The following is an 11,698-nucleotide window of genomic DNA, read 5'->3' as shown; positions in this document are numbered from 1 at the left end:
CACCCGTCCGCCAGCGACTTCGGTCAAGCGCGGGTCATGGCCGCGGACGAGGCAACTCGACACCGCGTAGAGACAACTCGATGCCGCGTAGAGACAACTCGACGGCGCGTAGAGTCGAGTTGCCTCGCGGAACGGACACCGGGTTTCGCGCGGGTGTGGAGAGCTGCGAGCATGGTCGATGTGACGTGGTTGGGCGAGGCTCCCCCGGACGACGAAGAGCGCAAGAGCCGGCGAACCGGGGCGGCGCTGGTTGTCGTTGCGCTGACGGTGCTCGCGGCGATCGGTGCCGCCGTTGTGCTGTTCACCGCCCGCGACGAGCAGCCGGCCGTGCAGGCGCACCGGGGCGAGCAACGGGCGACGTTCGAGTCCGCCGATGGCAAGCTCGAAGCGGCCATCTACCGGATTGACGGCCTGACCGAGGTGGTCCTGCGCCGGCCCGGGGCGACCGCCGATCGCGACATGGTCTCGTTCGGCTGCACCCGGGAGGAGGACGGCCTGTTCATCGCGGCCGTCACCGTGCGCGCCGGCAGCCTCGTCACGCGCAACGGCAACGGCGACGAGCGCGAGTTCTTGTTCGACGAGAAGACGCTGCGGCCGGAGACCACGCTCGGCCGCTGCTAAGCCCTGTCCAGTCGATGATGTCGAGCCGAGACGGAGTCCAGATTTCGTCTGCGTGCGCCCCGTCGAGGCCTGGTTACCGGTGCACCAGGACGACCGACTCCCGCTCGGCCACGTCGGCGAACGCGCGCATCCGGCTCAGCACGGTGTCGCGAGTTGTCACCCGGCCTTCGCGGGAGTTGCGCAGGCCGCCTTGGCCTGGCCGGCAGCCGTAGAAGCCGGGCCAGCCGTGGCGTTCAAATCCGGGCCGGCCTTCGCATTGGGATCCGGGCCGACCTTGGCAAAGCAGCCGGGCCGACCTTGGCAACGAAATCCGGGCCGACCTTGGCAAAGCATCCGGGTCGGCCTGGCGTTGGAATCCGGGCCCGTCGCCGGCCGGCATGATCGGCAGGACGGGGCCTACCCTTCGAGCTGCTTGCGGAACCGCTCCTCCTCAGCGCGCTGGTTGGCCTCGTAAACGGCCATCATGTTGATCCGCGGGTCCTTCTCGTCGAAGGACGCCTCCGTGCCGTCCGGGCGCACGAGCAGTGGCACCTCGCTGCCGATCGCGACGTCGATGGTGTCCAGGTGCTGCTCGATCTCCAGTCTGGTCCGCTCGCCGTTCGGGGCGGTGAACTCGACGATGTAGTTGTGCAGCGTGATCGAGCCGCCGCCGCGGTTGCCGGATCTGTGCGGGCTGTACAGCGTGCGGATCCGCGAGTCGATGACGCGTCCGGTGGTCCTGACCCACTTGCGGCGGCGGAAGAACATCCCGCCATCGTCGGAAGTCCCGCCGTGCCAGGCAAGACCGGCGCCGGAACGCGACAGCGGCGGGCCCGCGGCACGGGCCCTACAGCGGCGGGCCCGCAGCACGGGCCCGCCGCCACATGGGACGAGGGTCAGGTGTTCGAGGCGAACAGCTGCCGGATCTCGTCCGCGCTCAGTGCGCGGTCGTACAGGTGCACCTGGTCGACGGTACCGTCGAGGTAGTCGACCGGGTTGCCGCCGAACTTGCCGCGGCCGATGACCGTGTGGCCGGTCGGAGCGGACTGGGGCAGGCAGGCGCTCGCGGTGCCGGCCAGCTCGCCGTCGACGTAGAGCCGCAGCTCGCCCTTCACCGTGTCGCGGACGCCGACGAGGTGGTACCACTGGCCCACGTTCGGCTTGACCGGGGCCAGGGCCCGCACGCCCGCGAAGCTCATCGCGAAGCGCTGGTCGGCGCCGGAGTACTGCAGGTAGAAGTCGCTGTTGGTCGGGCCGTCCTGGCTGACGACGGTCTGGAAGGCGCCGTCGGCCTTGTCGAGCTTGACCCACGCCGCGGCGGAGTAGTCCGAAGCGGTGTTCAGCAGCGGCTTGCCTGCGTCGAGGTACTGGGTCGCGCCGTCGAGCGAGACGCCGTTGCCGGTGTGGGCGTCGACGAACGCCGCCCCGCCGACGAGGTTCGCGTCGTTGTCGCCGGCCGCGTCCGCGGCCACGGTGCCGCCGGTCTCGTCCAGCGGGTAGAACACGACGCCGGTGAGGCCGGGGGTGCCGGGCGGCGGCTGCGGGAGGTTGCTCGCCGAGCCGTCGGCCTGCTTGATGATTTTCTGGTTGATGGCCTTGACCTGCTTGAGGTCCATCTTGGTGACCTGGCGGTCGTAGGTGAAGAAGCCGTTGAGCTCGGCCTCGACGTCGGTGATCTGGGTGTAGATCGAGCCGCTGATGCCGCAGGCCTTGGCCGAGGTGATGACCGCCTCCTGGTTCTCCACGTACTTGCGGGTGAGCGTGGCCGAGTCCGGCTCCATCTCGTACGCCTGCCCGTCGCCGAACCACATGTGGTTGGACGTCTTGAGGCCGAAGCCGCCGTGCTCGCCGTCGATCGCCACCCGGTTGCCCGACGGCGACGGTGACGCCGGCCCGAGGTACTGATGGAAATCGATCACGTCGCCGCGCCCGGAGTCGCCGTGCGAGTTGCAGCAGTTCACGCCGCTGTGCGCGTCGACCAGGCGGGTCGGGTCCTGGGCCTTGACGTCGTCGGCGATGCGGCCGGTGGCGGCGCGGTCCCATTCGCCCCAGCCCTCGTTGAACGGCACCCAGGCCACAATGGACGGGAACGAACTGTGCTCGCGCACCATCTCGTGCAGCTCCGACTCGAACTGCCCGCGCCACGCCTCCGGGATCGGCCCGGTGTTCGCGGCCGGCATGTCCTGCCAGACCATCAGGCCGAGCTTGTCGGCCCAGTAGTACCAGCGGTCGGGCTCGACCTTGATGTGCTTGCGCACCGCGTTGAAGCCCATCGCCTTGTCCTGCTCGAGGTCCCACTTCAGGGCGGCGTCGGTCGGCGCGGTGTACAGGCCGTCGGGCCAGAATCCCTGATCCAGGTTGGCCAGGTTGAACAGGATCTTGCCGTTGACGGTGATCCGCAGCTTGCCGTCGGCCCCCGGCGCCGTGCCGATGGTGCGCATGCCGAAGTAGGAGCCGACGGTGTCCACGGTCTTGTTGCCGTCGAGCAGGCTGACCTGCAGGTCATAGAGGAACGGGTTGTCCGGCGACCAGAGCTTCGGATTCGGTACCGGCAGCCGCAACTCCGTCCCCGCCGCTCCCGTCACGGTGCCGACGACCTTGTTGCCGTTCTTGGCCACCGCCTTGACCTTGAGGTTCGTCCCGCCGGCGACGCTCGCGGTCAGCTTCAGCGCGCTTCCGGCCACGTCGGGCGTGGTGGCCAGGCCGCTGATGGAGGCGGCGGGAACGGGTTCCATCCAGACGGTCCGCCAGATGCCGGAACTGCCCTGGTAGAAGATGCCGTGGTCGGAGGTGCGCCGCTGCTTGCCGATCGGCTGGCCCGTCGCGTCGGTGAGGTCCTCGGCCCACACGATGAGCTCCTGCGGCCCGCTCGCCGTCAGCGCGTCGGTGACGTCGACGTCGAAACCGTCGTACCCGCCGCGGTGCGTGGCCACCTGGGCCCCGTTGACGTACACCCTGGCGTCGTAGTCCACGGCCCCGAAGTGCAGCTGCAGCCGCTGGCCCGACCCCACGTTCCAGTTCTTGGGCACGGTGAAGGTCCGCCGGTACCACATGCGGTCCTCGTGCCGCTGGATGCCCGACAGCGCCGACTCGATGGGGTACGGCACCAGCACGCGCTCGCCCAGGCTCTGCCCCGCGGGCACGGCCTGGTTCACATCGGCGCGGGCGAATTCCCACACGCCGTTGAGGTTCTGCCACTTGTCCCGGGTCAGCTGCGGGCGCGGGTACTCCGGCAGCGCGTTGTCCGGTCCGACCTTGCCGGTCCACTTGGTGGCCAGCGGCGGGATGCCGGCGTGCCAGGTGGGCGAGGTGTCCGGCGGCGGCGCGGCGGCGGCCCCGGCCGGGATGGTGAGCGTCGTGACGACGGCGGCGGCCAGCAATTGGCCAAGTCGCCTGTCCAGTCTTCGCATGGTGGAATGCCCCTTCGGCGTTGGCGGAGCTGCGGAGAGTGCACTCATCTGAACAAATATGCTCAGCAACCGTCAAGAGAAGACGATCAACACGTTCCAATCGAACACATTCACACACGAGGCGATCGCCGCGGTTCGGCAACTGCGGGAAATCGTTTGCCGCAGCGCCGCCCGCGAGGTCGAGGAACTGGACGGCGAACCGGCGTCGTGGTGGTACCGGATCAGGTGATGCCTTGCAGGACGGTCGCCAGGTTGCGGGCGAACGTCTCGTCGGGGTCGAGGTGGGCGCCGTCGACGACCAGGCGGGCGACGGTCGGGTAGCGGCCCGTGTCGAGCATCCGGGTCAGGTACGGCCCGAGGCTCGACTGCCACGCGGCCAGCTCGGTGCCGGTGGTGCGGGCGGTGCGGCGCTCGGTGATCTCCGCGCGCAGGGCGCCGATCATGAAGGCGTTCAGCACACCGAGGGCTCGCTGCAGGTCGTCGAGGTCGCGCACGCCGGGCGCCCGGCTCAGCGCCGCCGCCGTCGCCTCCCCGACGGCCAGGGCGTTGGGGCCGAGGTGCGGCCGGCCGCCCAGCAGATCGGCGAACCACTCGTGGGCCAGCGCGGCCGCCCTGGTCCGGTGCTTGATGGCCAGAATCGTGGCGCGCCAGTCCGCGCCGTCGCCGACCTGAGCGGTCTCGCCGTGGACGGCGTCCACCTGCTTGACGCTCGGGACCGTGGGCCGCCGGTCCGCGCCGTGGACGGCGTCCACCTGCTTGACGCTCGGGACCGTGGCCCGCCGGTCCGCGCCGTCGTCGGCGTCGGCGTCGGCGTCGGCACCGGCGATCTCGGCGTAGACGGCGTCCACCATCAGGTCGAGGATCTCGGCGCGGTTGGCGACGTAGTCGTACAGCCGCATCGGCCCGACGCCGAGCGCCCCGGCGAGCTTGCGCACGGAGAGGCCGTCCAGCCCCTGGTCGTCGGCCAGCCGGACAGCCGCGGCGGCGATCTTCGCGCGGTTCAGCGGCACCGGCGCGGCCCGCGGCTGCGGCTCGGGGCGTTCCCAGACCGGCTCGTTAGCGTACGGCGTCTCCACGAAATACAGTGTACGGTAAGGGCATGCGCATCGCGATCGTGGGCGGCGGGCTCGGCGGGTTGACGCTGGCCCGAATCCTGCACCGGCAGGGGATCCAGGCCATCGTGTACGAGCGGGAGGCGAGCCGGTCCGCCCGCTCCCAGGGCGGCTCGCTCGACCTGCACCCCGAGTCCGGCCAGCACGCCCTCGCCGCCGCGGGTCTCGACGGGCGGTTCCGGTCGCAGGCGCGCCCCGAGGGCGAGGAGCACCGCATCCTGGACCCGGCGGGGCGGGTGCTCGTGCATCACATGCCGCGGCCCGGCTCCTTCGACGGGCGGCCCGAGATCGACCGGAACGCGCTGCGGGATCTGCTGCTCGATTCGCTCCCGGACGACACCGTGGTGTGGGGCCGGCGGCTCCGCGCGGTCACACCCCGCGACGGCGGCGGCTTCGAGCTGTCGTTCGAGGGCACTCCAACCAGCGACTGCGACCTCCTCGTCGGCGCGGATGGAGCACGGTCGATCGTGCGGTCGCTGCTGACCGACGCGCGACCGTCCTATGTGGCCACGCTGGTCGAGCTGAGCATCGCCGACGCCGACCGCCGCCACCCGGCCGTCGCGGAGCTGGTCGGGCCGGGGAACCTGTGGTACATCGGCGTGAACCAGATCCTGGCCGCGCAACGCCTGGGCGACGGCACCATCCGGGTCGGGGTGTCCATGCGCGAGGAGGTATACACAGTCGGTACACGAGAAGCGCTTTTGCAGTTGTTCGATGGCTGGGATGCCCGCCTGACCGCGCTCATCGAGGCGGCCGACGGCGAGCCGGTGCCGCGGCGGATCGAGGCGCTGCCGATCGGGCTCCGCTGGGAGCACCGCCCGGGCGTCACGCTCATCGGCGACGCCGCGCACCTCATGCCGCCGGTCGGCGAGGGCGCGAACCAGGCCATGCTCGACGCCGCCGAACTCGCCGCCGCGCTGGCCGCGAATCCCGGCGATGCGGACGCGGCGATCCGGGCCTTCGAGGCGGCGATGTTCGAGCGGGCGCGCGAGATCGGCGAGATGTCGGCCCGCGTGCAGGCGATGATGCTGTCGCCGACCGCGGCCGAGGACGTCACGCGCTTCTTCACGGCCGGGCCCGGCTGATCGGTCCTCGTAGGATACGCTATCCGGAGAGTTCTCCAGAAAAGGACGACGCAATGGTACGGGCGGACGCGCGGGAGAACCGGGCCCGCATCCTCGAGGTGGCGCGGCAGGCGCTGGCGGAGGACGGCGGCACCTCGATGAACCAGATCGCCCAGCGGGCCGGGGTCGGGCCGGGCACGCTGTACCGCAACTACCCGACCCGCGAGGCGCTCGTGCTGGCCGTCTACCAGCTCGACCTCGACCGGCTCATCGACGCAGTACCGGCGTACCTCGAGTCCCATCCGCCCGTGGAAGCGCTGCGCGGGTGGACGACCGAGCTCGTCGACGCCATGAGGCGCAAGCACGGCCTCGGCGACGCGCTCAGTCCCGGGCTGCACCAGTCGATCACCGAACGCTCGTACGGCCCGGTGATCGGCGCCATCACCCGGCTGCTCGACGCGGGCAAGGCGGCCGGCGCCATCCGCCCCGACGCCGATCCACGCGACTTCCTGCAGCTCACCGGCGCACTGTGGCGGGCCGCCGCGCTGCCCGAGGACCGGTCGCAGCCGATGCTCGACCTGATCCTCGACGGCCTCACGGCAGGCACCGGCCGCCGCACGCCGTGAACAGCGGGCACCGGCCGCCGCACGCCATGAGCGGCCGGCGCTCGCCGCGGGCCACTCACGGCAGGTGCCGGCCGCAGGCCATGAGGAGCAGGTCCTGGGCGGGCGCCCGGACCGGTTCGCCGGTGCCGTAGTGCCAGTCGAGGTCGGTGGCCTCCAGGCGCTTCCCGGTCAGGTCGACGCCGAAGAACGCGATGTTGCGCGGGCTCATCCCGCCCAGCACCATGGCCATCCGATCCAGCGGCACCCGCCGGTCCAGCCCCAGCCCGACGGTGATGTCCAGGCCGTGGATGACCTCGTGGGACAGCGCCCCGACCGGCCCGCCGCCGGGTGGCGTCCACGGGTGCGCGATGTTGTCCCGCACCGCCGCGAGCAGTTGCGCACTGCTCATCCGCGCCGCGTCCCGCCGGGCGGTGCGATCGGCCATGCGATTGAACCCGCCCGAGCGCAAAAGTTCGAACGCTACTTTGAGCGCACTCGAACGGAACGGCTGCGTCGTGTGCGCCACCACTTCGCGCACCCGCCAGCCCGCACACAACGTCGGCGCGTCCCACTGCTCGGGTGTCAGCCCGGCCAGCATGTCCGCGAGGTCGGCCCGCTCCCCCGCCACGGCCGCCCGGATGTCGTCATCGGTCACGTCCCGCTCCTTCACCTCATGAGGTTTCCTTGAGGTGTACGAACGGGACGCCCCGAACTCATCGCGCCGCTCGGGTCCTGAACTCGGGCCACGGCGGCATGTCGGGCTCGTCGCCGTCCTCGAGCCGGTCCCACCAGCCGGTACGGTTGACGTAACCGTCGAACCAGGACTCCAGACTCGGCGCGTCGACGTACCAGGCCAGCTCCGGCACACCGGGGTTGGGCTCGAACAACAGGACCATGCCCTCGTCGGTACGGCAGTCGACGCACGCGTACATGCCGCACCCCCAGCTCAGGATCGGCAGGACGCCCTCGGGCCAGGCCCACTCGGTTCCGGCGCCGTCGGTGCGGTTGGCGCGGTACACGTCGACGGCCTGCTCGTCGGTCGGCCCCGACACCAGGCTGAGCAGCTGGTAGTCGGGCCCGAACCCGCCGTTGGCGAAGCCGCCGTAGACCGCGGCGAGCAGCGGATGCAGCGGAAACCCGAGCTCACGCTCGACCGCCGCGATGTCCTCGGCCCGCAACGGGGCGGGCCGTTCATCGAGCGGCAGCGTCGGATCGTCCTCGGCGGCCCGCGCCGCGATGCGGGCCAGCAGGGGTCCATAGTCGGTCATGGTCACATCATCGCCGCCGGGGTCAGCCGCGGCGCCATCGGCGTCGAGGCCGGGGTTCGGCCGCGGCGTCGGGCCGGCGGTGCCAGGTGCGTTCGGCCTCCGCGTGCCACCAGGCCGGCGGGGACGGTCCCACGATGCGCGCGGTCGGCTGGTCCGGATGCAGACCCAGGCGCCGCAACGGCTCGGGCGCGACCCGGATGTCGAAGAAGCCGCGCCAACGCCCAAGCGCGGGGTCCGGCCCACAGCACAGGTTGATGCGAATGTCATCGGCGTCAATGGGCATCCAGTCGATGCCCCGCTCGCGCAGTCAGCCCCGCACGGCCGCCGCGGGGCGCGGGCAGCCCGGCAGGTTCTCGTACGACGCGATCGATACCCAGTCGTCCATGCCGAAAATGGTGCCACAAGGTCTCAACCGATGCGTCTCCGTCGCCTGATGCCGGCGCCGATCGCCACGGCCAGCGACAGCACCGCCAGCAGCAGCGCGGGCGCGGCGACCCCGGTGATGTCCTCGCCGGTACCGCGGGCCAGCACCATCACCGCCACGATCCCGGCCACCATGAGCGCCGCGACGCCCAGCGCGAGGTACTGCACGACGCTGAGCATGCCGACCACCTCCGATCGCACCATCAGCCTGGCCTCACCCGCCCGCCGGGTCAACCGCCGACCGCGATGTCGGCGATCTCCCACGCCCCCGCCTCGGTCGGCTCGATCTTGAGCAGCAGCACCCTGGTCACGGCGCCGGCGACAACCGTGACGGAGCCCGTGCGGTCCTGCACGGAGGCCTTGATACAAGCCGCGTTTGTACCGCCTGTGCCCACCACAACCCCCGCCAGTTCCTCCTCCGCCAGGCGTTGCCGATAGTCCACGGTCAGCCACTCGTGAACCGTGCGGAAGTCGCGGCTCCGTACGGCCTCACACACCGCGGCCACGAGCTCGAACGGACCGCTCGCGGGTCGCGCCGCCGGACTGGGCGACGGCGACGGCGACGGCGATGGGGACGACGACGCGCTCGGGATCGCGACCGGTGGCGGAGGCGGCGGCGCGCCGCGGGCGGCCCAACCGGCGAGCCCGCCCGCGACGGCGGCCAGCACGACGAGCGCGACGACCGCGACGGAGAACCCGCGCCGCGCCCGGACAGGCGGGACCGGGTCGTCGGGCGGCTCGGGCGGCCGGTACGGCTCGCAGTGCTGCAACGGCTCGGCCGCCGCCGCCCCGTGCGCACCGAGCCGGATCGGCCGCGAGGCGGGCGGCGGGAACGGGCCGGTGGCGGACCAGAACGCGGCGTACGCGTCCCGCACCTGGCGATGCGCCTCGCCGATGTCGGCCCGGGTGATGCCGGCCGCCCGCACGTGCTCCGCGCTGTCGCGCACGGCGAGGCCCTCGCGGACCTCGATCGTCCGCCCGGCCGCGTCGCGGAGCTGTTCGTCCCCGCCGACGCCGAAGTCCGCACCGCGGGCGGCGACGATCCAGTACACCAGCGTCAGCGGCGCGAGCGCGGCATCCTCGACCTCCCGGATCACCACCCGCCCCGGCGTCAGCGCGGCCTCGGTCAGCGCGTGGCCGTTGGTGGCCGCTTCGAGCACCGAGGCGAGCCGCTCCGCCGGCTCGAACCCCGGCCGCAGCACGGTCCGGAAGTCATGCCGCCGCGACGACCCGACCGCGTACGGCCACGCGGCCGGCCCGCCGCCACTCACGACGCGGCCGACCGGTCGCGCCGCTTGTGCCGGTCGAGCCGGCAGGCACCGAACTCCGTGCTCCTGTCCAGCGCGACGGTGAGGTTGGCAAAGTAGTTGCTGGCAGTCTTGCCATGCGATCGCGGATAGAGCCACGAAACCGCGGACGGCGCACCGGTGCCCCGCTGCGTGTCCGGCGACGGGCTCGTCTCCGCACCGCCGATGCCGACCGAGACGAACGGGAACGCGACCGTCAATCGGAACGGCGACGCCGCCAGCCTCGCCACCAACCGCCCCAGGGCGCTGTCGCCGGCCTCGCTCTCGCGGATCAGGACGTGATCCTCGGGGGTCAGCGCACAGGCCAGCGGCATCTCGACATTCAGTGGCTCCAGGAGCTTGCCCTCGCGGCGCACCATCGCCGTCCCGTCGTGGTCCGCGTAGCCGGGGCCGACCGCGCTGACCGGAATCAGGCGGCAAGGGACGCCGTTGTCGATGTGAAAATCGGCGAAACGCTGGAAGGGCTCGATTTCCATGAGGCGTTCGATGACTTTTTCGAGCCGGTACCCGTTGAGCAGGTCCCATTTGGTGACGACCAGGTGCACCGGTCGATGCAGCCGCGTCAGACTGCTGAGCAGCGCACGCAGCTGGTATTCGAAATCCTCCTCCGACGCCTCCTCCCGGACCCCGTCCATGAAACGCCGGAGTTTCAATCCGTCGATGAGGCCGAGCACCGCATGGGCCGAATTGAAGGCACGCAGCACGACCGCGGAATAGCGCGTCAGGAAATGTCCGCGAGCCGGAACACCTCATCGGTCTCTGCGACGTGAACGCGGGCCGATTCGGGCAGGTCGAGCCCGGGCAGCAGCGCGCCGAGCCGGGCCAGGGCCTCATCCCGGGCCATGGGCCGGGTCGTCAGCTCCACGACCCGGTACGGTTCGGAGTAGCTGAGCGACGACACGGTCATCGCGTCCTGCCGAGCCACCGCGGCCGCGATGCGGTCGACGTCCGCCGGCGCGTGGGGTGCGAAGTACACGTTCAGGGTCCACGCCCGGTCGCCGCCGCCGTCGGCCCGCGCCTGCGCGGTCGTGACGAAGTGGGGCAGCGCGCGGTAATCGGGCAGTGCGCAGTCGTCCCAGCCGGCCAGCGGCTCCGTCGGCGGCTCGGTGCACGCGGCCAGCATCCGGCGCACGGTGACGGGCACGTGCCGGCCGTTGCGGTACGCCAGGGCGGCGGCCGCCGTCAGCGCGACCGTGGGGTCCGCGGAGGCCAGGCCCTCGTGGAGCCGCTGCTCGATGCGGCGGTCGCGGACGCCGACGACGGCCAGGGCGAGATTCGCCGAGGCGCGACCCGGCGCGCCGGCGGCGAGCAGGGCGTCCAGGATCGGCTCGGTGACCGGGAACCAGGCGAGCAGGGCGGCCGCGCGGGTGACCACCTCGCCGTCGGGGTCGGCGACCCAGCGGACGACGGCGTCGAGGCGGGCCACGCACGCCTGGTACGCGCGGTAGGACCAGCGGTCGCTGAGGTAGCGGTCCCAGAAGTACGGGTCGTCGAGCTCCACCTCGTGCTGGTCGTCGTAGAGCCACGCGGTCTGCTGCCGCTCCTGCTCGTCCGTCAGCCCGTCGGCCAGCGGATAGGCGGCCTCGGCGGAGAACGGGAGGTCGCCGGCGTCGCGCCGGCCGAGCGACGCGTTGGCCAGGGTCGCCAGCACCCACGGCCGGTCGGGTGTCGCCGGGTCGTCGACCAGCTCGACCAGGAACGGCACCGTCGCCGCGGCGACCTGCCACACGCTCTGGCCGCAGATGTGGCTCGCCAGGTCGCTGTGCGCCGGTTCGCGTACGGCCGGATCCGGGTCCCGCAACGCCCGCAGCAGCTCGGGCACGCGCGTCGACGGGCCGTCGGCGCCGTGCAGGTCGGCCCAGGGCACCTCGTCCAGCGCGGGTCCCGACCTCATGATTGGCAGTATGCG

Annotated in this window: 13 protein-coding genes; 4 read left to right on the top strand and 9 right to left on the bottom strand. The window is 71.8% G+C overall.

Translation table 11 applies throughout. From position 1 onward, the window contains the following. The first annotated feature begins 171 nt into the window (after positions 1–171). The gene (locus ACQP00_RS18535) at positions 172–621 is read left to right on the top strand and encodes a hypothetical protein (protein WP_433220696.1); all 450 of its coding nucleotides are present in this window, start codon (positions 172–174) and stop codon (positions 619–621) included. A gap of 396 nt (positions 622–1,017) precedes the next feature. Here the strand turns inward: ACQP00_RS18535 and ACQP00_RS18530 are convergent, their stop codons facing one another. Next, a complete protein-coding gene (locus ACQP00_RS18530; RefSeq protein WP_433220694.1) occupies positions 1,018–1,368 on the bottom strand; it encodes a hypothetical protein in 351 nt (116 codons plus the stop codon). A 128-nt stretch (positions 1,369–1,496) separates the two neighbouring features. After that, positions 1,497–4,010, bottom strand: a complete 2,514-nt coding sequence (locus tag ACQP00_RS18525; RefSeq protein ID WP_433220692.1) for a LamG-like jellyroll fold domain-containing protein — start codon at positions 4,008–4,010, stop codon at positions 1,497–1,499. A gap of 58 nt (positions 4,011–4,068) precedes the next feature. On the opposite strand from ACQP00_RS18525, the gene ACQP00_RS18520 reads away from it, so the two are divergent. Then, positions 4,069–4,239 (top strand): hypothetical protein, encoded by a 171-nt coding sequence (locus ACQP00_RS18520; protein ID WP_433220690.1) that lies wholly within the window; start codon positions 4,069–4,071, stop codon positions 4,237–4,239. Here ACQP00_RS18520 and ACQP00_RS18515 read toward each other — a convergent pair. Next, positions 4,232–5,086, bottom strand: a complete 855-nt coding sequence (locus tag ACQP00_RS18515; protein ID WP_433220688.1) for a TetR/AcrR family transcriptional regulator — start codon at positions 5,084–5,086, stop codon at positions 4,232–4,234. The genes ACQP00_RS18520 and ACQP00_RS18515 overlap by 8 nt on opposite strands. Positions 5,087–5,109: 23 nt before the next feature. Here ACQP00_RS18515 and ACQP00_RS18510 point away from each other — a divergent pair, with 23 nt between their 5' ends. Both ACQP00_RS18510 and ACQP00_RS18505 read left to right on the top strand, forming a co-directional pair. Further along, a complete protein-coding gene (locus tag ACQP00_RS18510; RefSeq protein WP_433220686.1) occupies positions 5,110–6,207 on the top strand; it encodes an FAD-dependent oxidoreductase in 1,098 nt (365 codons plus the stop codon). A gap of 53 nt (positions 6,208–6,260) precedes the next feature. Then, positions 6,261–6,812, top strand: coding sequence for a TetR/AcrR family transcriptional regulator (locus tag ACQP00_RS18505; RefSeq protein WP_433220684.1), 552 nt, complete (start codon positions 6,261–6,263; stop codon positions 6,810–6,812). Positions 6,813–6,867: 55 nt separating this feature from the next. On the opposite strand, the gene ACQP00_RS18500 is transcribed toward ACQP00_RS18505, so the two are convergent. The 6 genes from ACQP00_RS18500 to ACQP00_RS18475 all read right to left on the bottom strand — a co-directional run bounded on the left by ACQP00_RS18500 (position 6,868) and on the right by ACQP00_RS18475 (position 11,683). Further along, positions 6,868–7,446, bottom strand: a complete 579-nt coding sequence (locus tag ACQP00_RS18500) for a maleylpyruvate isomerase family mycothiol-dependent enzyme (protein ID WP_433220682.1) — start codon at positions 7,444–7,446, stop codon at positions 6,868–6,870. Positions 7,447–7,504: 58 nt separating this feature from the next. Then, positions 7,505–8,059: an SMI1/KNR4 family protein gene (locus ACQP00_RS18495; RefSeq protein WP_433220680.1), complete on the bottom strand. Its 555-nt coding sequence runs from the start codon at positions 8,057–8,059 to the stop codon at positions 7,505–7,507. Positions 8,060–8,467: 408 nt separating this feature from the next. Beyond that, positions 8,468–8,686 carry a hypothetical protein gene (locus ACQP00_RS18490; protein WP_433220678.1) on the bottom strand — a complete coding sequence of 73 codons (219 nt, stop codon included), beginning with the start codon at positions 8,684–8,686 and terminating at the stop codon, positions 8,468–8,470. A gap of 26 nt (positions 8,687–8,712) precedes the next feature. Then, positions 8,713–9,753: a hypothetical protein gene (locus ACQP00_RS18485; protein ID WP_433220676.1), complete on the bottom strand. Its 1,041-nt coding sequence runs from the start codon at positions 9,751–9,753 to the stop codon at positions 8,713–8,715. After that, entirely contained in the window at positions 9,750–10,493 is a 744-nt protein-coding gene (locus ACQP00_RS18480; RefSeq protein WP_433220674.1) for a hypothetical protein, read from the bottom strand. The genes ACQP00_RS18485 and ACQP00_RS18480 overlap by 4 nt, the downstream gene beginning before the upstream one ends. 17 nt (positions 10,494–10,510) lie before the next feature. Then, entirely contained in the window at positions 10,511–11,683 is a 1,173-nt protein-coding gene (locus ACQP00_RS18475; RefSeq protein WP_433220672.1) for a hypothetical protein, read from the bottom strand. Positions 11,684–11,698: the final 15 nt, after the last annotated feature.

Source organism: Dactylosporangium sp. CS-047395, from assembly GCF_050942185.1.
Lineage (GTDB): Bacteria > Actinomycetota > Actinomycetes > Mycobacteriales > Micromonosporaceae > Dactylosporangium.
Note: the sequence above shows the minus strand (reverse complement) of the source record. Positions and strands in the feature narration are given on the sequence as shown.

Coding starts and splice junctions, on each gene's coding strand:
- ACQP00_RS18475 (WP_433220672.1), bottom strand. CDS start 11,683: ATGAGGTCGGGACCCGCGCTGGACGAGGTGCCCTGGGCCGACCTGCAC.
- ACQP00_RS18495 (WP_433220680.1), bottom strand. CDS start 8,059: ATGACCGACTATGGACCCCTGCTGGCCCGCATCGCGGCGCGGGCCGCC.
- ACQP00_RS18505 (WP_433220684.1), top strand. CDS start 6,261: ATGGTACGGGCGGACGCGCGGGAGAACCGGGCCCGCATCCTCGAGGTG.
- ACQP00_RS18490 (WP_433220678.1), bottom strand. CDS start 8,686: ATGGTGCGATCGGAGGTGGTCGGCATGCTCAGCGTCGTGCAGTACCTC.
- ACQP00_RS18525 (WP_433220692.1), bottom strand. CDS start 4,010: ATGCGAAGACTGGACAGGCGACTTGGCCAATTGCTGGCCGCCGCCGTC.
- ACQP00_RS18530 (WP_433220694.1), bottom strand. CDS start 1,368: ATGTTCTTCCGCCGCCGCAAGTGGGTCAGGACCACCGGACGCGTCATC.
- ACQP00_RS18535 (WP_433220696.1), top strand. CDS start 172: ATGGTCGATGTGACGTGGTTGGGCGAGGCTCCCCCGGACGACGAAGAG.
- ACQP00_RS18520 (WP_433220690.1), top strand. CDS start 4,069: ATGCTCAGCAACCGTCAAGAGAAGACGATCAACACGTTCCAATCGAAC.
- ACQP00_RS18510 (WP_433220686.1), top strand. CDS start 5,110: ATGCGCATCGCGATCGTGGGCGGCGGGCTCGGCGGGTTGACGCTGGCC.